This is a genomic window from Agrobacterium sp. D14, assembly GCF_001526505.1.
GTDB lineage: Bacteria > Pseudomonadota > Alphaproteobacteria > Rhizobiales > Rhizobiaceae > Agrobacterium > Agrobacterium leguminum.
Genome location: NZ_ASXX01000021.1, coordinates 93588 through 113713 on the forward strand (window position 1 = coordinate 93588; position 20126 = coordinate 113713).

A 20126-nucleotide genomic window follows, 5' to 3' on the forward strand; every position below is an offset into this window, starting at 1 on the left:
GAACGGCCTCCTCAGTGCCGGATACGCGGATCGAGGAGCGCATAGGCGATATCGATCAGAAGATTCATCAGGAAGATCGCCAGCGCGGTCACTAGAATGGCGGCCAGCACGACGTTGAAATCGCGCTGCAGAATGGAATCGATCATCAGCTTACCGACGCCGGGAAAACCGAAAATCGTTTCGACGATGACCGCGCCGTTGAGAAGGCTTGCCGCCTGATCGCCAATGACGGTGATGACCGGCAGCATGGCGTTTCGCAAGGCGTGAATGAAGATGATCGGACCCGATTTCACGCCCTTGGCGCGCGCCGTTTTGACATAGGCCGAGGACAAAGCGCCGATCATCGAGCCGCGCACCACCTGCACGATAATGCCGAAGGGGCGCACGAACAGGACCGCGATCGGCAATATCCAGTGCAGCACGGAACCCGTGCCCGACGTGGGAAGCCAGGCGAGATTGACGGAAAATACGACGATGGCGACAATCGCCAGCCAGAAATCCGGAACGGATGCACCGATGAGCGAGATGCTCGAGGCCATGCGATCGAAGAAGCCGCCGGAGCGGAAAGCCGCAAGCGAACCGACAACGATGGCGGCGGTGGTGACGAGCGACATGGTGATGACCGCAAGCCACAGCGTCCAGACAAAAGCCTCCAGCACCACATCCAGCGCCGGGCGGGCTTTCCTGAGCGATTCTCCGAGGTCACCCGTCATCACATCACCCGCATAACGCAGGAACTGCACCATCAGCGGATCGTTCAGCCCATGCAACGCCCGGAACTGCTGCTTCAACTCTTCAGAAGCCTCGACCGGCAGAAACAGGGCGGCCGGGTCCCCCGTCAGGCGGGACAGGAAGAAAACCATGACGATGAGACCGATCAGGGAGATCAGGCTTGCAACGGAACGTTTTCGGATGAAGCTCAGCATGGTTGCCTCCGGTTTTTCAGTGCGGCGGCGAAGCTTTCGCCGCGCCGCCGCTTCTCAATTAATAAGACGCGGGGTCTTATTTGATGCCGATTTCCGAAAGCTGCAGCATCGAGTTGGTGGCGATGGTGGGCTTGAAGTCCAGCCGCTCGGAGACGCGGGAGAAGCCGACCATGTGGAACAGCAGCACGTCCGCCACCACATCGTCGTGCAGATAAGCGATGAGTTCCGACCAGAGCTTGGCGCGCTCGTCGCCGACCGCTGCGGATGCACGTTCGATCAGATCGTCCACCTTCTTGTCCGAGAAACCGGACTGCGTGCCCTTGGTCGCATATTTGAAGAACATGGTGAAGGACGGGTCGCCCTTTGAGTTGTCGTGCATGGCGGCGACGATCTGCGGTCCGCGGCCTTCCTTGAAGGGCTTGGAGTAATAGCTTTCGTGCTCGGCCACCTCCACGAATTTCAGGTCGATCTTGAAGCCGACATCCTGCAATTGCTGCTGGATCGCTTCCATGATCTCGGTGACGTTGGGGAAATTCGCGGTGCGTGCGATGATGGTGATCGGCGTATCCACCTTCACACCGGCAGCCTTTGCTTCCTCGAGCAGCTTCTTTGCGCCCTCGGGATCATAGGGGAAGACCTTGACGTCGGGGTTCCAGCCAAGCGTGGTCGGCGGAACGAGTGCGGTGGCCAGCACGGCACCCTCCGGAACCAGCGTGCCAAGGAAGGCCTGCCGGTCGATGGCGAGGTTGAGCGCGCGGCGCACTCGCACATCGTTCAGCGGCGCAATATTGTGATCGAGACGCATATAGACCGTCTCGCTGTCGAGATAGGAAAAATCGGTCTTCGTATTGGTAGCGTCGAGCTGCGAAATCGAAGGTGAAAGATCGGCTTCGCCGGTCTGCACCATGGCAGCGCGAACCGAAGGATCGGCGCGGAAAAGATAGGTCGCTTCCGTCACCTGCGGCTTGGCGCCCCAATAATCGTCGCGTGCGGTGAGGACAATCTGCTGGCCCGGCGTCCAGTTGGTCAGCTTGTAAGGTCCGGTGCCCACAGGCTCGCGGATGAATTCCATCTTGGTTTCTTCGGGAACGATGGTGACGAGCGACATGAGGAGCGGCAGAATGGGCTGCGCCGGTTCGGTCTTGAAGTCTATCGTGTGGTCATCGACGATAGACGGGGTCACCGTCATGCCGCCGAAATAACGGCGGGACTCGCAGGCGTTCTTGTCGCTCATGATGCGTTCGAAGCTGTGCTTGACGTCCTTGGCATCAAATGTCGTGCCGTCGGAAAACTTCACGCCTTCACGCAGGTGGAAACGCCAGCTTCCGTCGGCATTCTGCTCCCACTTCTCGGCAAGGCGCGGCTGAACGCCCTTCTTGCCGCGCACATCGAGCTCGGTCAGCGTCTCGCTGACATTTTCCATGATGATGCGGCCGATATTGGAACGGGTGGCCATGCAGGGTTCCAGCAGGTCCGCCTCTTCCGCCAGCACGATCTTGATCGGCCCCGATGCCGCAAGCGCCGGCGAAACCGCGGCGCTGAGGGAACCCAAGACAAGGGCGCCCGCAATCAATGACTTCTTCATTCCGTTCTCCTCCCAGATTCAGAAATTCAGCAACATGGCGGCGCGCCGCAAGGGGCATCTGAAAAATCCCCATCTCCTGCATTGAGGAGCATGACATGCGGATGATTGTCTCCTCCACCCGTAGACAGAGCATCGACGTTATCACATTTTTTGTCAATTTATTTTTCTAAGACAATTTTTATTCAAGCCGAATCTCTTATTTTTATCATTAAAAAACAAAATCTTAATTTCAAAAATCAAAAATATATGATCCTCTTCTTTTATCAAATAAACTTGACAACTTTTCGAATATGTCATTTTCATCAGGACAAGAGGAGACCACGATGACCCCTGATGACATCGCTCACGCCATGACCGGAGCCATCCATGCCGTGTCGCAAAACCGGCAGGAAGCGTTCCTGCCGTCGCCCATGATCCAGAACCATGCGAGCTTCCTGCACCTTCTGGATGACGGCACCCTGCTCTGCGCATGGTTCGGCGGCACGCTGGAAGGAAAATCGGATATTTCGATTTTCGCATCCGTGCTGACAGCGGGTGCAACCCGCTGGGGACCACCGCAGCGCCTGAGCCACGACCCCGCCCATTCCGAACAGAACCCGGTTCTCTTCACCGCGCCGGATGGCGTTCTCTGGCTGTTTCACACAGCCCAGCCCTCCGGCAATCAGGATGAATGCCGCATTCGCATGGCGCGCATCCACCGCGACGCGACTGCACCGGAAAAGCTTATTTCCGAGGAAGGACGTTTTCTCGATCTTCCGAAAGGCTGCTTCATCCGCGCGCCGCTGCGCATCCGCGATGACGGCGCCTGGCTGTTGCCGATCTTCCGCTGCATCCAGCGCCCCGGCCAGAAATGGAACGGCAGCCATGATACGGCAGCGCTCGGCATATCCACGGACAATGGCGCGACTTGGCAATTGCAGGAGCTGGAGGAATCAACCGGCTGCGTGCATATGAGCCCGGTCGCAGTGACGAATGCGGACTACGCCGCCTTCTTCCGCCGTCGTCAGGCTGATTTCGTCTATCGCACGGAAAGCGCCGATGGCGGCCGCTCATGGTCAAAGCCGCAGCCGACCGATGTGCCCAACAATAATTCCTCCATTGCCGTGATCAGTCTCAACGATGGCAGGCTGGCAATGATCTGCAACCCCGTCAACGCCGCGCAGTCGAGTGATCGCCGCGCCTCGCTTTATGACGAGCTGGGAGAGGAAGACGACAGGCCGGATGCCGATCCGAGCGGCGGCTGTGTGCCGGTCTGGGGCGTGCCGCGCGCGCCGGTTTCGATCTGCCTGTCCGACGATGACGGGCGCAGTTTTACCACCCGGATCCTGATCGAAGACGGGCCGGGCACCTGCCTTTCGAACGATTCGACCGATGGGCGCAATCTGGAAATGTCCTATCCGTGGCTTCTGGAAGCGCCGGACGGTACGCTGCATGCGAGCTACACCTATCATCGCCGCGCAATCAAATATGTCCGGCTGGCGCCCGGCTGGGCTAACGAGAACGACGGGAGACAAAGATGAGCAACATCATTGGCATCACCATGGGCGACCCCTGCGGCGTCGGCCCCGAGATCACGGTGCGGGCGCTCGCAGAAATGTCCGCCCCGGATCGTGCGGCGACGCGGATTTACGGCAACCTCGCCACGCTGGAAGCGGCGCGGGATGCGCTCGGCGTTGATATCGATCTTTCTCAGCACGTGGTCGACCTGCCCGTGGAGGGCGCGCCGCTGCCCTGGGGTACATTGTCGCCTGTTGCCGGAGACGCCGCGTTCCGCTTTATCGAAAAGGCCGTTCGCGACGCCGAAGCGGGCGCAATCGGCTGCATCGTCACCGCGCCGATCAACAAGGAAGCCCTGAATCTCGCCGGCCACCATTATGACGGGCACACCGGCATGCTGCGCAGCCTCACCGGTTCCTCGGCCGCCTATATGCTGCTTGCTTCCGAACGGCTGAAAGTCATTCACGTTTCCACCCATGTTTCCCTGCAGGAGGCCATTCGGCGGGCGACGACGGAGCGGGTGCTGGCAACCATCCGCGCCGGCAACGCGCATCTGAAACGCATCGGTTACGATCGACCGCGCATCGCGGTTGCCGGCATCAACCCGCATTGCGGTGAAAACGGCCTGTTCGGCACCGAGGATGACGACCAGATCGCACCGGCGGTCGCCGCCGCCCGCGCCAAGGCATCGAGGTGCAGGGACCGATTTCCGCCGACACCGTGTTCCACCGGGCTTATTCCGGCGCTTTCGATCTCGTCGTCGCGCAATATCACGATCAGGGCCATATCCCGATCAAGCTTGTCGCCTTCGACACCGCCGTCAATGTCTCCGTCGATCTGCCGATAGACCGCACCTCCGTCGACCACGGCACGGCTTTCGATATCGCCGGCAAGGGCATCGCCAATCACGGCAACATGAATGCGGCCATCGCCTATGCGCGCAAGCTGGTGGCGGGCAAGGAGCGGAAGGAATGAGCACCATGTCGACAGCTCCCATTCTCATCCACCAGCCACGACGGCTTGCCGTCGGCGCTGGCACCATTTCCCAGGTCGGCACCTGGGCGGGAAAAACCGCATCGACCCTGATTATCGCCACACCGTTGACGGCGAAATTTGCCGAACGGCTGCAATTGCAGGGCCCTTTCACGATCTTCGACGCCATTCCCGGCGAGCCCGACACCGCAACGCTCGATGCCGCCCTTGCCGCAGCACGCGCCGCCAAGCCGGATCTCGTCATCGGCCTCGGCGGCGGTTCGGTAATGGATGTGGCGAAGCTCGTCGCGGCGCTGTGGAATTCCAGCCAGGCGCTTGAGGATGTGGCCGGACCGAACAGGGTCTCCGGGCGCGACACAAGGCTGGTGCAGATCGCCACCACTGCCGGCACAGGCTCGGAAGCGGGCATCCGCTCGCTTATCACCGATCCCGTCAAGGGCAACAAGATCGCGGTCGAAAGCCCTCATCTGATCGCGGATTTCGCCGTGCTCGATCCGGAACTCACCTATTCCGTCCCATCAGCCGTTACGGCGGCAACCGGGGTGGATGCCATGGCCCATTGCGTCGAAGCCTTCACCAACCGCAAGGCCCATCCGATGATCGACGGTTTCGCGCGCATGGGTTTTGCGCTGGTCGGCAAATATCTGGCGCGCGCCGTTCGCGACGGTGCGGATACTGAAGCGCGGGAAGGCATGATGCTTGCCTCCTATTATGGCGGCATCTGCCTCGGGCCGGTCAACACGGCGGCCGGCCACGCCATCGCCTATCCGCTTGGCACGCTTCTTAACCTGCCGCATGGGCTGGCAAACGCCATCGTCTTTCCGCATGTTCTGGCCTTCAACCAGCCTGCGGTTTCGGCGAAGACGGCGGAAGTGGCGGGAGCGCTCGGGCTTCGCGAACACCTTTCGCCCGATGATCTGCGCAAGGCGGCAACGGATTTCTGCGCCGGGCTCGGCATCGAAATGTCACTCGCACGGCATGGCGCGACTGAGGCCGATCTTCCCCGCTACGCTGAGGATGCGCATGCCATCCGCCGACTGATGGACAATAACCCCGTCGACATGAGCGTCGAGGACGTGCTCGGCATTTACCGCCACGCCTTCTGAGAGAACCCGGTGCGCGGACGCGTGCATCGGCCTTCGGCCATCCGCTTAGTCTGTGTGCGAAGATTCGAACAGGCGGTCGCGCGATCCCGTCAGGTGCTGAAGCATCAACTGGCGCGCCGCCTCTGCGTCCCCATCGGCAATCGCCTTTGCGATTGCCTCATGCTCGGCGAAAACACGCGTCAGGCCGGATGCCTCCCGCTTCACCGACATGCCGTGGAACTTCATTCCCATTGCAATATGGTCCTTGAGCGCTTCCATCGCGGTGGAGAAATAGCTGTTTCGCGCCGCCCGCGCGATGGCGAGGTGGAACTGATAATCGGCATCCTCGCGGTGGGACTGGCGATTGGTCGCATCCCGCATCAGCTCGAGCGCCTTCCGGATCGCCGCAAGTCTCTCGCCATCGTGCCGCAAGGCTGCCGCGGCCGCCGCTGCCGGCTCCAGCGTCAGCCTGAATTCGTAACAGTTGAGAAGATCAGCAACGTTTTCGAGCTGCCCGAAGCCAAGCGGCTCGCGCAGGCCAAAAGCCCTGACATAGCTGCCGGAGCCTCTGCGGGAATAAATGAACCCCTGCTCGCGCAGCCGCCGCAACGCCTCGCGCACGACGGGTCGCGACACTTCGAATTCCATGGCGAGTTCATGCTCGGTCGGCAGCCGCTCATCCGGCTTGTAGGCGCCGGATTTGATCGCCCGGTGCATTCTTTCGAAAATAATGTCCGGAAGTGCCTTGCGCGCCGTTTCTTTCATCAGCCCCATCTGGTCAGCTCTCTCCAGCGTCATTGTCGCCAAGCATCATTTTCGCGATCCGTTTCAACGTGTCAGCTTGCCCAAAACCGCCGGATTTCGCAATGATGCATTGATCTCCGGACCAGCCGACCCCGAGACCCGGCAGGCATTCGCCGGCAAGACGCAGGCGCGAAACGCCCATGGCCCGCAGCACGGCCTCTGCCGTGGCTCCGCCAGATAACAGCAGCCTGGCCGCCCCGGCGGTAAGATGCGGCACGACGCCTTCCGCCAATCGGTCTGAAACCGCAAGCGGCGACAGATTTTCCGTACCCTGCGTCGCTTGAACCAGCGTCAGACCGGCACCGTCATCGGTGTGGCGGGGCATGATGCCATTCGGCGCCTCAACGATCGAGACAGGCCCAATGCTTTTGAGAACGTCAATCTGCTCCACCGTGATCGGGTCGCGAGATCCGATGACAAAAAGCCCCCTGCCGGGTGGAATGAACGCCGCTTCAGGAACAGCCTGCGCCGTCATCGCTTCAGCCAGCGCCTCGGCAAGTCCACGCGCGCCAACCAGAAGATCGGCCCCTTCCGCCTGCGCGGCGGCGAGAGCTTCCCTGATATCGCCCTTTGATCGCGTGTCGGGTATCGTGCAGCGGCCGGCATGTGCGCCCAGCCTTTCATGAACCGGAATGGCAACTTCGACGCCAAAGCCGGAAACGGTTCCGCCAATAACGACGCGTCCGAAATCCGGAATGGCGGGCGCGACAAGCGCGTGCCGATAGGAAATCGCATCCATTTCCGCCGCAATATGCCCTTTCAGGCGGGAATCTATCTTCTTGAAAAGGATGGTATCGGCCGGAACCAGCCCCAGCAGTTCCTGCGTGCGACGCCGGGCTTCATCTGCTTCGCCATCGCGGCAGCCGAGGTTGACGCTGAGAACGGCAGGCGCATCTGCGAGCGCCGCACGCACACCGTCAAGCCCTATCGCAACCTCGGTCGCCAGCCCACGCCCGGCAAAGGGGGCGGCGGCGTCGAGCGCTCCGGTCAGATCATCGGCAAAAATCAGCAGCACGGGTGAGGCCTTCATAAAAGTTGTAATGTTTTGTGTCGATAAATTTATTTATAATCAATAGATAAATAGATGTGAATAACAAAAATTATGGCGCAGCTTCTCGGACTGGCCAATCGACCGCAAAGAGGCTCAAAGGACGAGAGAGGGCGAACGAACAACGTCGCTAGATGAACCGGAAGGGCAGGCCCGAGATGAACGCCTTGACGAAGCGCTTTGTCTGAAAGCGTCCATTCAGCGATACGCGCGGCAACTGCGTCGGCTTTTCAAGGCTGTGGGGACCGATAACGCCAGCCTGCGTGGTCACGGCCGCGGAAAATCCTGCATCGTAAACCGCTTTCGCTTCACGTTCTCCCACGGCCTTTACCCAGCCATAGGGATAGGAAAAGGACCGTGGCCGGTGGCCGGCATAGGCTTCCACCCGGCGCGTCGATTCCGCAATTTCATAAGCCAGACGCGCCGCATCGACCTTGCGCATATTCACATGGGTCATGGTATGCGCGCCGAAATGCACCAGAGGGTCCTTCGCCAGCGCCCTGAGCTCATCTTCATCCATGACAAGTTCGTCCATGATCGCGATGGGATCGACGCCATGCTGCCTCGCGGCACGATCGATCCTTTCCACCGCCTCGTCTTCCGAAAAGTTCTGGACGAAATCTTCAAGCCGCGTGAATGCCTCCGCTTTCTGCGAAGGGCTGGCGCATGCCACCTGCTCCGGCCCCGCCCCGAAATCGAATTCGAACGACGCGGCTTTCTGCGTCAGGGCAGCGGCGGTTTCCCACCAGAGGCTGCGTGTTCGCTCCACAAAACCCGGCGTAATGAAAATCGTGTAAGGAACGGCATATTTACGGAAGATCGGCGCGGCATAGTCGGCATTGTTTCGATAGCCGTCATCGAGCGTGAAGGCGCAGAACGACCGGCCTTCGTGATTATCGGCAAGCAGAGCCGGCAGATCGTGCAGATGGACAGGAACAAGACCGCATTCGAGAGCGGCCTGTATCGCTTCTTCCAGAAATTGCGGCGTGACGGACAATTGCACATTGGGTGCGAAAGCCGAAACAGCCCTTCCGGGGCGCACATGATGAAGCGTGAAGATCACACCACGACCGGCGAAAGACGGAAATGCCGAACGGACGGCCGGGAGAGAACTCACCTCCAGCCCCGCCCTTATGGCCCCATATTTCACAAGGCGTTTTATCGGCTGAAAAAACATCCTCCTCGATTGTCCTGATGTCAGGCCGGGAAGAAGGCGTTTTCTCACGACTCTCGAGATCGTCAGCGGCAGATCGATCAGGCCCGGCAAGGGATCGTTCGGCGCAAAGGCGGCCCAGCTGCGGATATTGCCCAGAGAAGCGAAATAGTCGCCGATTTTCGCCTGCCCCCTCCGGGCCAATGTGAAGGCGGCAACGGCATCGCGGACAAGATAGGACCAGGAAACGCCCTGCCGCACATTGCCGGGCTGGCCGATCGGCTCGCCATTGGCGACCCGCCATAGCAGGGTGCCAAGGTCGATGCCCGCCGCTGAGCAAAGGCCAAACCATGACCATGGACGCGGATTGACATCGAGCAGCTTGAGCTTGCCGTCCCGGCCGTCGAGCTTGAATTCCACCTCGACCAGCCCGCTATGGCCGGCCGATTTCAGTATTTTTCGGGCCGCATCCACCGCTTGCCCGTTGTCGACGACCTCGACGCGGGTGCTGGTATAGCCGAAATCGACAGGATATTGCCGGGCGCGCCGCGCGGTGAATTCCGCTACCGGCTCTCCATTCAGCCACAGCGCCGCGTAGGAGAACTGACTTTCTCCCCCACCCGGAATGAGTTCCTGCACGACGACATTGCCGGCGCCGATCTCTCCGCTCGCATCGGCAAAAGCCGTTTTCAGAGCATGTCGGTCATCGGCGCGAATGACTTTCGCCCGGGCGATGGGGGTATCGCCACCGCCCATATTCGGCTTGAGAATGACGGGAAACAATATGTCCAGCGTATCGATGTCAGCGGCCGATGCCAGCGCATAGGTTCGCGGAATACTGACGCCAAGTTCTGCGGCGCGCTGGTAAAGCAGCGGTTTTTCGCAGAGCCATTGCAGCGCGGTCCAATCCGGCAGGATGATTTTGTAGAGCGAGGACAGTTCCTCACGATGCTGCGCAACGAGCTGGACCTCTCCGTCGCCGGACGGCACCAGCAGACAGCCCTTCAAACCATGCTTGTCGGCCATTTGACGCAGGAACGGCAGCGCCCCGGCATCATGCGGGCCGGCCCAGCGGATTGTTTTCCGCACGAAACGCGACCAACCCGGCAAAGGGGAATCGTGGGTGAGGTAATAAACAGGCACATTCAGGGCGCCGAGGCTTCGGGCAAGGGCGAGCGTGCCGTGAGCGCCGCCGACAATAACAACACCTGGAATGGTCAAAGCCTGATCCCCGTCCTATTCCATATCTTGATCGCAAAAATTGATAAATAAATTGGATATTTCTAAAGTATTGAGCGGTCGGATATCGAATTGCGAAAAATCCGAAACGCCTATGCTTTTAATCTTTCGCAGGCGCTTCGGAATTGCTTTGAAAAAAAGCGGAAGCCGCCTCACGCCTCCTTGCGGACAGGACGCGGATCGCCGTTGTCGTCCACCGCGACCATGATGAAAACGGCCTCCGTCACCTTTTCGCGTGAATCCTGATAGTGCCTGCGGGTCCAGGCCTCGATCTTCAGCGTGACGGAGGTGCGGCCGATCTTTTCGATTTTGGTGTAGACACACAATGTATCGCCGATCTTGACCGGCTTCTTGAAGACGATCTCGTTGACTGCGACGGTAACGGTGCGGCCGCCGGCCACATCATTGGCGCGGACGAAAGCGGCAAGGTCCATCTGCGACATGACCCAGCCGCCGAAAATATCGCCGGCCGGGTTGGCATCGGCGGGCATCGCAAGCGTTCTGAGCGTGAGTTCCATATCGGCGGGCGGTTGCTGGTCCATGTCTCAAAGTCCTTTCACAAGCCTCCCGCTGCCGGACTTAAACAACCGCACCCCATCCGCCAATAGCCGATTTGTCGCGGCAGCCCTTCCAAAACAGCAAGGAATCACAGAGCCATCGTAAGCTTCGGTTAACCATGATGAGGCACGATTCCAAAAAACGCGAGGGCGTGCGAATGGCCTATGACTGGAGTGGAAACAACACAATACAGCAGCGCTACGACCGTATCGTCCTGGCGGTCGCCAGCGTCGTCGCCATCAGCCTGGCGACCGGCACTCTTGCCCTGCGTTCGCAGGTGGAGCCGGACACCACCATAAGCCTTGCCAAACAGCAGCGGCTCGATTCGGACAAATGGCATTTGCGGCTCTAGTCCGCCCCGAACAGCCGAATGGCCCAATGACCTATTCCGGAGCGCTCCCGGCCCTGGAGATATTTTCCTTCTGCGCGGTATGGTCGAGATGCGCCACAGCCGGGTTAAGAACCGACAGGAATGTTTCCGACCGGCCGATATAGATGATCGCCGCACCGTCGATCCCGTTCAGAACTGCCGCCAGCGTATCCTGCGTCTGTTTTTCCAGCCCTTCGAGCAAATCGTCGATAACGACGAATTTCGGCTTCAGCAGCAGGGCATTGGCCACCCGGATACTGGCCTGCTCATCCGAATCCAGTTTTTTATCCCAGCGAATGTTTTCCTCGAGACGCGATGCCATCTCGCCAAGCCCGCAGGCAGTGAGCGCCGAGACATAATCCGCATCGGCAAAACGCTGGGGCGCGCGCGGATAGGCGAGGATTTCACGCAGCGATCCCGCCGGCAGATAGCCGTGCTGGGCAATGAAAAGCGTGTCGGACTGTTCGGGCATCTCAATCCTGCCCTGCCCCCAGGGCCACAGGCCTGCCATGGCCGCAAACAGCAACCTTCGGTTCACGCCCTGCTCGCCATTGATCATCAGCCGTTCGCCCGGCCCGATCTCGACTTCGCTCTCGCGCAGCTGGAAGCCGCGATCCAGATCCTGCCCACCCGCATCGCGGCAGATCACTACCGACTGGAGGCGGATTTTTTCATTCTCCGCGCTGCGTTGCAGATCGATCGCCAGGCCGTGCTGTTCGACGCTGTCCATCTGGATAAGGGCGTTACGGAAGACCGAAACGCGCTGCAACGTCGCCTTCCAGCTGGCGATCGGCCCGAAATTGTCGATGTACCAGCGCAGCGCCGTGTTGACCTGGTTGAACGCACCGACGGCCATCATCAGCCCGCCGAAGGTGAGGTTGCCGGAGAAATAAACCGGAGCCGCGATCAGGATCGGCGCCACCACCGCCAGCCAGCCATATCCTGCCGAAACCCATGTCAGATGTGTCAGCGCCATGGCGAGCCCGCGAATGACGCCGAGCACCGCATCAATATCGATACCGATCCGCCGCCTTTCGTTCTTTTCGCCGCGTGCAAGGGCAATGGCAGCAAGATTTTCGCTGGCCCGCATCAGTGAGAAGCGAAGCTCCGCTTCTTTAGAATAACGCTCGGCATTCAGCCCCACCAGCCGATAACCGACGAGATTGCTGAGCAGGGAAGCGGAACCGGCGTAAATGATCGCCGCCCAGACCATATAACCGGGGATCGCATAGGTATCGCCGCTGATGGTGATGGCAAAGCCGGCCGAGAGCGACCAGAGGACGCCGATAAAGCTGACGAGCAGGATCGTCGCATTGACGAGACCGATGGAAAGCGCCGTACTGCTTTCAGCCAGATTGCGGACATCGTCATGCAGGCGCTGGTCGGGGTTGATCGCAATCGTGCCGAAACCGGCAAGGCGCGCGGCCCGCCCCGGTTTTAGCCATTGATCCACCATATCCTTGGCAAGACCCTCGCGCATGTTCAGCGCCGTCATCTGGTTCAGCCAGGTCTGGATGACGTTGAGGAGCAGCAACAGCCCCGCGATGATGGCGAAGACCTCCAGCTGGTGAATGAAGGCGGCAAGATCGCGCCGCTCCAGCGCGTTGTAAAACGGCGCGTTCCATTCATTGAGCCTGATCTGCCCATAGGCGGTGAGCAATATCACCGTGAGCAGCGCTATCGACAGCAAGATCAGCCGGGTGCGCACTGGCGAGGTCCAGAAGGCACGCCCCATCATGCGCAGTTGCGCCGGGAAATCGAGATCGAAACCCGAAAGATTAGCCGCGCTTTTGCGCTGATCGTCGGTCACCGTTGTTGCCATTCATTCCATTCCGAAACGTCAGTCGGCAAAGAAAGCGGGTCGCGATTCTGCGCCTTTCGTTGCCAAGCAATAACACGCCGTTCGACCTTGTCCACAATCCCGGCGAAATCTCAGCGGCGATGATTGAAAAGCCCGGACAATTCTTACCGCAGGCAAATATCGCGGCCTTGACCAACAATGCGGTTGCCCCCGGAAATGATCCTTGCTTTCTTTTCCTGCATTGCACAAAATCCGAATAATTTCAGAGGGGCGGACAAACCGCATAAGCCGGAAAACCGGGCAAGGCAGATTAATGGCGATCAAAGCGAGCATCTATCATCTGACGCATTATAAGTACGACAATCCGGTTCGCCTTGGACCACAGATCATAAGATTAAAGCCCGCCTCGCACTCCAGAACCCGCGTTATCAGCCATTCGCTCAAGGTTTCGCCCTCCAATCACTTCGTGAACCTTCAACAGGATCCCTACGGCAATTACCTCGCCCGCTTCGTTTTTCCCGAGCCGGCGACGGAATTTAAGATCGAGGTCGATCTTGTCGCCGATATGACGGTTTACAATCCGTTCGATTTCTTTGTGGAGGAAGAGGCGACAAAGTGGCCCTTCGACTATCCGCAGGAATTGCGCGACGACCTTTCCATCTACATGAAGCCGGAGCCAACAGGCCCGCTGCTTGCCGCCTTCATGGCCACCGTCGACCGCACGCCGGGGCAGCAGACGGTGGACATGGTCGTTGGCCTCAATGCCCGCCTGCAACAGGAGATCGGTTACGTCATCCGCATGGAACCGGGCGTCCAGACGCCGGAGGAAACGCTTGCTTCCGGCAAGGGGTCCTGCCGCGATACCAGCTGGCTGCTCGTGCAGGTTCTGCGGCATCTTGGCCTCGCCGCCCGTTTCGTGTCGGGATATCTCATTCAGCTCACCCCCGATCTCAAGGCGCTGGATGGCCCATCCGGCACGGAAGTGGACTTCACCGATCTGCACGCCTGGGCCGAAGTCTATATGCCCGGCGCCGGCTGGATCGGCCTCGATCCCACCTCGGGGCTTCTGACGGGCGAGAGCCATATTCCGCTGGCGGCAACGCCGCATTACCGCAATGCGGCACCGATTTCCGGCGGTTATTACGGCCATGCCAATACGGAATTCGCCTTCGACATGCAGGTCCGGCGGGTTGCCGAAACGCCGCGCATCACCAAACCCTTTTCGGATGAAAGCTGGGAGGAACTCAATGCGCTCGGCCAGGAGGTCGATGACGTTCTGAACAGCCATGACGTCCGGCTGACCATGGGCGGCGAACCGACCTTCGTTTCCATCGACGATTTCGAATCCGACGAATGGAACACCGGCGCGGTCGGGCCGACAAAGCGTGAAAAGGCCGATGCCCTGATCCGCCGTCTGCGTGAGCGTTTCGCACCGGGCGGCTTTCTGCATTACGGGCAGGGGAAATGGTATCCGGGCGAAAGCCTGCCGCGCTGGACCTTCTCGCTCTATTGGCGCAAGGACGGCCTGCCGATCTGGCAGAACCCGGCGCTGATCGCCGAGGAGGGCGCAAATACAGGCGTCAAGGCGGAAGATGCGCAGAAACTGCTGGGCGGCATCGCCTCCCATCTCGGCATCGAGCCTGAGCTGGTGCTGCCGGCCTATGAAGATCCGGCCGAATGGATCATCAAGGAAGGCAGCCTTCCCGACAATGTCGATCCGTCCAATTCCAAGCTGAAAGACCCGGAGGAGCGAAACCGCATGGCCCGCGTCTTCGAGCGGGGACTGACGACACCGACCGGTTATATTCTTCCCGTTCAGGCGTGGAATGCGCGCGCCGCCGGCAAACGCTGGATCAGTGAAAAATGGAAGACGCGGCGCGGAAAAATATTCCTCGTTCCGGGTGACAGCCCGGTGGGTTACCGCCTGCCGCTCGGCACCCTGCCTTATGTGCCGCCATCCGCCTATCCTTATATTCATGAAGCCGATCCTTCGATCCCCCGTGGTCCGCTTCCCGATGTGCTGACGCCATCGGGCCGCGCCATGCCCGAAGCCTCCTTCCATGCCAGCGAGGCCCCGGGGCAGGAGCGCATAGAACAGACGCTCGGCGAAATCGGCGGCGCGGTGCGCACCGCCATGTCGGTGGAACCGCGTGACGGAAGGCTTTGCGTCTTCATGCCGCCGGTCGAGCGCATCGAGGACTATCTGGAACTGATTGCAGCAGCGGAAGCGGCAGCCGCCGATCTTGGTTTGCCCGTCCATATCGAGGGTTATGCGCCGCCGCATGACGAGCGCGTCAATGTCATCCGCGTCGCACCCGATCCCGGCGTCATCGAGGTCAACATCCACCCCGCCGCGGGCTGGAAGGATTGCGTCGACATCACCACGGCTGTTTATGAGGAAGCGCGTCAATCGCGTCTCGGCGCCGACAAGTTCATGATCGACGGCCGCCACACCGGCACCGGCGGCGGCAACCATGTGGTCGTGGGTGGCGCCAACCCCAATGACAGCCCCTTCCTGCGCCGGCCCGATCTTCTCAAAAGCCTCGTTCTGCACTGGCAGCGGCATCCCTCGCTCTCCTATCTCTTCTCAGGTCTCTTCATCGGCCCGACGAGCCAGGCGCCGCGTATCGACGAAGCCCGCCACGACAGTCTCTACGAGCTGGAGATCGCGCTTGCGCAGGTGCCTGCCCCCGGAGAAGGCGTGCCGCCGCTGCCATGGCTGGTCGACCGGCTGTTCCGCAATCTTCTGACGGATGTGACGGGCAATACCCATCGCGCTGAAATCTGCATCGACAAGCTGTTTTCGCCTGACGGGCCGACTGGCCGCCTTGGCCTTGTGGAATTCCGCGGTTTCGAAATGCCGCCCAACGCGCGCATGTCGCTCGCCCAGCAATTGCTGGTGCGCGCCCTCATCGCCCGCTTCTGGAAAAACCCGGCCGCCGGCAAATTCGTGCGCTGGGGTACGGCGCTCGCCGACCGTTTCATGCTGCCGCATTATATCTGGGCGGATTTCCTCGACGTGCTTGCCGACCTCAGGGAAAACGGCTTCGATCTCAAGCCGGAATGGTTCACTGCCCAGCAGGAATTCCGTTTCCCCTTCTTCGGCGAAGTGGAATATGAGGGTGCGAAGCTGGAACTGCGCCAGGCGCTGGAGCCCTGGCATGTGATGGGCGAACAGGGCGCCATCGGCGGAACCGTGCGTTATGTCGACAGCTCCGTCGAGCGCCTGCAGGTGCGGCTGGAAACCTCCAATCCCGCCCGTTACGCGGTTGCCTGCAACGGCCGCGCCGTGCCGCTGACCCCGACTGAAAACCGCAGCGTCGCGGTCGCCGGCGTTCGCTTCAAGGCATGGCAGCCCGCTTCCGGCCTGCATCCAGTTCTGCCCGTCAATTCACCCTTGACCTTTGACATTTATGATACATGGTCGAGGCGATCGATCGGCGGATGCATCTACCATGTTGCTCATCCGGGCGGGCGCAATTACGAGACGTTTCCCGTCAACGGCAATGAGGCCGAGGCACGCCGCCTCGCCCGTTTCGAACCATGGGGGCATACGGCAGGGCAATATCCGCTTAACGCGGAAACCGAGTCGCCAGAATTTCCGCTGACGCTCGATCTGCGTCGGCCTTACGGAGTGTAAATTGTCAAAAGCCCCGGCAACGGAACGCAAGACGGAAACGAGCGCGCAACCGCGTGGGCTTGAATATTCCCCCTTGCCGGGCGTTGCCGACGAAATGCTCGATACCAATGGCAAGGTCAGGCCGGTCTGGAAGACCCTGCTCGACGCCCTGTCACGCATGTCGGAACGGGAATTGCACGAGCGCTTTGCCCGCACCGACCGCTATCTGCGCGATGCCGGCGTGTTCTACCGCGATTACGGTAAGGGCAGCAGCGAAAGAAACTGGCCGATCTCCCATATTCCGGTCCTGATCGACGACAGGGAATGGGCGGTTCTTTCCGAGGGGCTGAAACAGCGCGCCAATCTTCTAGAAGCCATGGTCGCCGATTTTTATGGCGAAAACCGGCTGGTCAAGGAAGGTTTCGTACCCCCGGCCCTGATCGCCTCCAATCCGGAATATCTGCGGCCCATGGTCGGCGTGAAACCGGCAAGCGGCCATTATCTGCATTTCTGTTCCTTCGAGATCGGGCGCGGACCTGACGGAAACTGGTGGGTGCTGGCCGACCGGACGCAGGCGCCTTCCGGTGCGGGTTTCGCGCTCGAAAACCGGGTGGCCACCACCCGTGCACTTTCCGACATCTATGCCGAAACCCATGTGCATCGTCTGGCCTCGTTCTTCGGCGCTTTCCGCGACACGCTGCAGGCGCAAAGAAAGCACCCAGACGACCGGATCGCCGTGTTGACGCCCGGCCCCGCCAACGAAACCTATTTCGAACACGCCTATATCGCCCGTTATCTCGGCTTCATGCTGCTGGAAGGCGAAGACCTCACCGTCGTCAACGGCCGCGTCATGGTCAGAACCGTAGCGGGACTGAAACCGGTCGGCGTTCTCTGGCGGCGTCTCGACGCCTCCTATTCGGATCCGCTGGAACTGAACCAGCAATCCCATATCGGCACGCCGGGCATGGTGCAGGCGCTACGCAATGAAGCGCTCACCGTCGTCAATGCGCTCGGCAGCGGCATTCTCGAGACGCGGGCACTGCTCGCCTTCATGCCGCGCATCTGCCGCCACATTCTGGGCGAGGAGCTGAAACTGCCCTCCATCGCCACCTGGTGGTGCGGGCAGGAATCGGAACGCCGCCATGTCGCCGGCAATATCGAAGGCATGGTCATCGGCCCCGCTTATTCCCGGCTTCCCTTCTTCGACGATAACGGTCAATCCGTGCTTGGCTCGTCGCTGCGCGAAACGGCGAAGGAATCGATCAGCGACTGGCTCGCCTCCGACGGCCACAGGCTGGTGGGACAGGAAGTGGTGACGCTTTCGACAACCCCGGCCTATATCGACAACAAGCTCGTGCCGCGCCCGATGAGCCTTCGCGTTTTTGCCGCGCGCACCCAGGATGGCTGGCAGATCATGCCCGGCGGCTTCGCCCGTATCGGCAGCAGCAACGATGTCTCCGCCATTGCCATGCAATCGGGCGGAAGCGCTGCGGATGTCTGGATCGTCAGCGACAAGCCGGTGGAACGCACCACGCTTCTGCCGGCGGAAGAAAGCTTTACCCGCAATATGCCGGGCAGCCTGCCGAGCCGCGCCGCCGACAATCTCTTCTGGCTCGGCCGTTATATCGAGCGTTCGGAAGGCGCCCTGCGCATCCTGCGCGCCTGGCACGGGCGTTATGCCGAATCCGCCGATCCGCGCCAGCCTCTGCTCGCGCATGTGACACGCTATCTCGAAGCGCTCGATGTGGAGATGAGCGATGCCGTGCCGGAAAGCCTGCTGAACAACATCAACAGCGCGCTTTATTCCGCCAGCAATATCCGCGACCGCTTTTCGCCTGACGGGTGGCTGGCGCTGAACGACCTTGCCAAGACCGCCCGCCGTTTCCACGCGAAAGTCGCCCCCGGTGACGACGCCACCCATGCCATGACGATCCTGCTGCGCAAGCTTGCGGGCTTTGCCGGTCTCGTGCACGAAAACATGTATCGCTTCACCGGCTGGCGTTTCCTGTCGATCGGCCGTTACCTGGAGCGCGGCCTGCATATGACGCGTCTTCTCGGCCATATGACCGGCCCGGACGCACCTGACGGCTCCTATGACATGCTGCTCGAAATCGGCGACAGCGTCATGACCCATCGCCGCCGCTACAACGTCAATACGGCCGGCCTGACCGTGACCGATCTTCTGGCGCTCGACCCGCTCAATCCCCGCTCGATCCTGTTCCAGCTTAACGAGATCCGCACCGAGGTGGAACAGCTTCCGAACGCCTTCGTCAACGGTCAGATGTCGCCCTTCTACCGCGAGGCGATGCGTCTGCATTCCGGGCTTGCGGTCATGACGCCGGAAAACATGAACGGCGCGATCTATCGCCAGCTCGAAACCGACATGGAACATCTCTCCGATGTTCTGGCCCGGACCTATCTTGGATAATCCTATGCTTTACGATCTTTCCCTGCATATGGGTTACACCTACGACACGCTGGCCCACGGCGCGCGCCACATCATCCGGGTCCTGCCGCTCTCCATCCCTGGCCGGCAGCGGCTTGTCGCCGGCTCCATCGATGTTTCGCCGGTGCCGGAAGAACGTGCCACCTTCGAGGACTTCTTTCATCAATCGGCCACATCAGTGCATCTGCGCGCGCCGCATGAGAAGCTGGATATCCGCATGCAGGCCCGCGTGATGGTGGAGGCACCGGCGCTGACGGCGGATTTTTCGCCCGAGCTTTCCCGCCTGCCGCAGGACCTGGCCGATGTCTGGTCGCTCGATTTCCAGTCGCCGCACCACTTCATCGGTGCGAGCCCGAGGATCGGAATGGATGCGGCAATATCCGCCTATGCCCGGGAATTGCTGAAACCCGGAATGACCATTCGCGAAATCGCGCTCTCTCTGTGCAAACGCATCCACAAGGACTTTACCTATGACGGCGAGGCGACGACCGTCGATACGACGCCATCGGAAGCCTTCAAGCTCAAGCGCGGCGTGTGCCAGGATTTTTCGCATATCATGATCATGGCGCTGCGCAGCCTCGGCATTCCCGCCGGTTATGTCAGCGGTTTCCTGCGCACCATTCCGCCACCGGGCAAGGAACGGCTTGAAGGCGCCGATGCAATGCATGCCTGGGTTCGCGTCTGGTGCGGAGAAGCAGCCGGTTATCTGGAACTCGATCCCACCAATGATATCGTCGCCGGAAGCGACCATATCGTCGTCGGTTACGGCCGGGATTATTCCGATGTCGCCCCGGTGATCGGTGTCTTGAAGAGCTATGGCAACCAGCAGATAAAACAGGCTGTCGACGTCATCCCCGTCCAATAATGACACGATGTGTATTATTGCGGCCATCGCGCCAACAATTCTTGAAAATACTTCGAAAACTGCTCCAATTTGATCGCTGCGTAAAATTGAACCGATCACGTTAGCGGATTTTACATCGTTTGCGGCTTCTCTGTGCT

13 protein-coding genes and 1 pseudogene are annotated in these 20126 nt (G+C 60.4%); 7 read left to right on the top strand and 7 right to left on the bottom strand.

Annotated elements, in window-relative coordinates:
• Nucleotides 1–11 precede the first annotated feature (11 nt).
• Both L901_RS14290 and L901_RS14295 read right to left on the bottom strand, forming a co-directional pair.
• Nucleotides 12–926 carry an ABC transporter permease gene (locus tag L901_RS14290; RefSeq protein ID WP_003506052.1) on the bottom strand — a complete coding sequence of 305 codons (915 nt, stop codon included), beginning with the start codon at nt 924–926 and terminating at the stop codon, nt 12–14.
• Between the two features lie 76 nt (nt 927–1002).
• Nucleotides 1003–2511 carry an ABC transporter substrate-binding protein gene (locus L901_RS14295; RefSeq protein ID WP_059757849.1) on the bottom strand — a complete coding sequence of 503 codons (1509 nt, stop codon included), beginning with the start codon at nt 2509–2511 and terminating at the stop codon, nt 1003–1005.
• A 323-nt stretch (nt 2512–2834) separates the two neighbouring features.
• Here L901_RS14295 and L901_RS14300 point away from each other — a divergent pair, with 323 nt between their 5' ends.
• The 3 genes and pseudogenes from L901_RS14300 to L901_RS14310 all read left to right on the top strand — a co-directional run bounded on the left by L901_RS14300 (nt 2835) and on the right by L901_RS14310 (nt 6107).
• A complete protein-coding gene (locus L901_RS14300) occupies nt 2835–4031 on the top strand; it encodes an exo-alpha-sialidase (RefSeq protein WP_059757852.1) in 1197 nt (398 codons plus the stop codon).
• Nucleotides 4028–4983 (top strand): annotated as a pseudogene (pdxA, locus tag L901_RS14305) (4-hydroxythreonine-4-phosphate dehydrogenase PdxA). Before L901_RS14300 ends, pdxA begins: the two are co-directional and overlap by 4 nt.
• Entirely contained in the window at nt 4980–6107 is a 1128-nt protein-coding gene (locus tag L901_RS14310; protein ID WP_059757856.1) for an iron-containing alcohol dehydrogenase, read from the top strand. The pseudogene pdxA and the gene L901_RS14310 overlap by 4 nt, the downstream one beginning before the upstream one ends.
• Nucleotides 6108–6152: 45 nt before the next feature.
• Here L901_RS14310 and L901_RS14315 read toward each other — a convergent pair whose 3' ends face one another.
• From L901_RS14315 to L901_RS14330, 4 genes are all read right to left on the bottom strand, one after another.
• Nucleotides 6153–6860 (bottom strand): FadR/GntR family transcriptional regulator, encoded by a 708-nt coding sequence (locus tag L901_RS14315; RefSeq protein WP_003519630.1) that lies wholly within the window; start codon nt 6858–6860, stop codon nt 6153–6155.
• A 4-nt stretch (nt 6861–6864) separates the two neighbouring features.
• Nucleotides 6865–7905 (bottom strand): four-carbon acid sugar kinase family protein, encoded by a 1041-nt coding sequence (locus L901_RS14320; protein ID WP_059757859.1) that lies wholly within the window; start codon nt 7903–7905, stop codon nt 6865–6867.
• Nucleotides 7906–8068: 163 nt separating this feature from the next.
• Nucleotides 8069–10312: a polysaccharide deacetylase family protein gene (locus L901_RS14325; RefSeq protein WP_059757862.1), complete on the bottom strand. Its 2244-nt coding sequence runs from the start codon at nt 10310–10312 to the stop codon at nt 8069–8071.
• Nucleotides 10313–10482: 170 nt separating this feature from the next.
• On the bottom strand, nt 10483–10872 hold the full coding sequence (locus tag L901_RS14330) for an acyl-CoA thioesterase (protein ID WP_035260778.1): 390 nt from the start codon (nt 10870–10872) through the stop codon (nt 10483–10485).
• Between the two features lie 173 nt (nt 10873–11045).
• On the opposite strand from L901_RS14330, the gene L901_RS14335 reads away from it, so the two are divergent.
• On the top strand, nt 11046–11240 hold the full coding sequence (locus L901_RS14335; protein WP_003519634.1) for a hypothetical protein: 195 nt from the start codon (nt 11046–11048) through the stop codon (nt 11238–11240).
• A gap of 31 nt (nt 11241–11271) precedes the next feature.
• Here the strand turns inward: L901_RS14335 and L901_RS14340 are convergent, their stop codons facing one another.
• The gene (locus L901_RS14340) at nt 11272–13080 is read right to left on the bottom strand and encodes an ABC transporter ATP-binding protein/permease (RefSeq protein WP_059757864.1); all 1809 of its coding nucleotides are present in this window, start codon (nt 13078–13080) and stop codon (nt 11272–11274) included.
• Between the two features lie 292 nt (nt 13081–13372).
• Between L901_RS14340 and L901_RS14350 the strand changes: the two genes are divergently transcribed.
• Genes L901_RS14350 through L901_RS14360 form a run of 3 tightly spaced genes read left to right on the top strand, consistent with a single transcriptional unit; the run spans nt 13373 to nt 19989 of the window.
• Nucleotides 13373–16699, top strand: coding sequence for a DUF2126 domain-containing protein (locus L901_RS14350; protein ID WP_059757868.1), 3327 nt, complete (start codon nt 13373–13375; stop codon nt 16697–16699).
• 1 nt (nt 16700) lies between these two features.
• Entirely contained in the window at nt 16701–19106 is a 2406-nt protein-coding gene (locus L901_RS14355) for a circularly permuted type 2 ATP-grasp protein (protein WP_020808587.1), read from the top strand.
• A gap of 4 nt (nt 19107–19110) precedes the next feature.
• Nucleotides 19111–19989, top strand: a complete 879-nt coding sequence (locus L901_RS14360; protein ID WP_059757870.1) for a transglutaminase family protein — start codon at nt 19111–19113, stop codon at nt 19987–19989.
• The last annotated feature ends 137 nt before the right edge of the window (nt 19990–20126 follow it).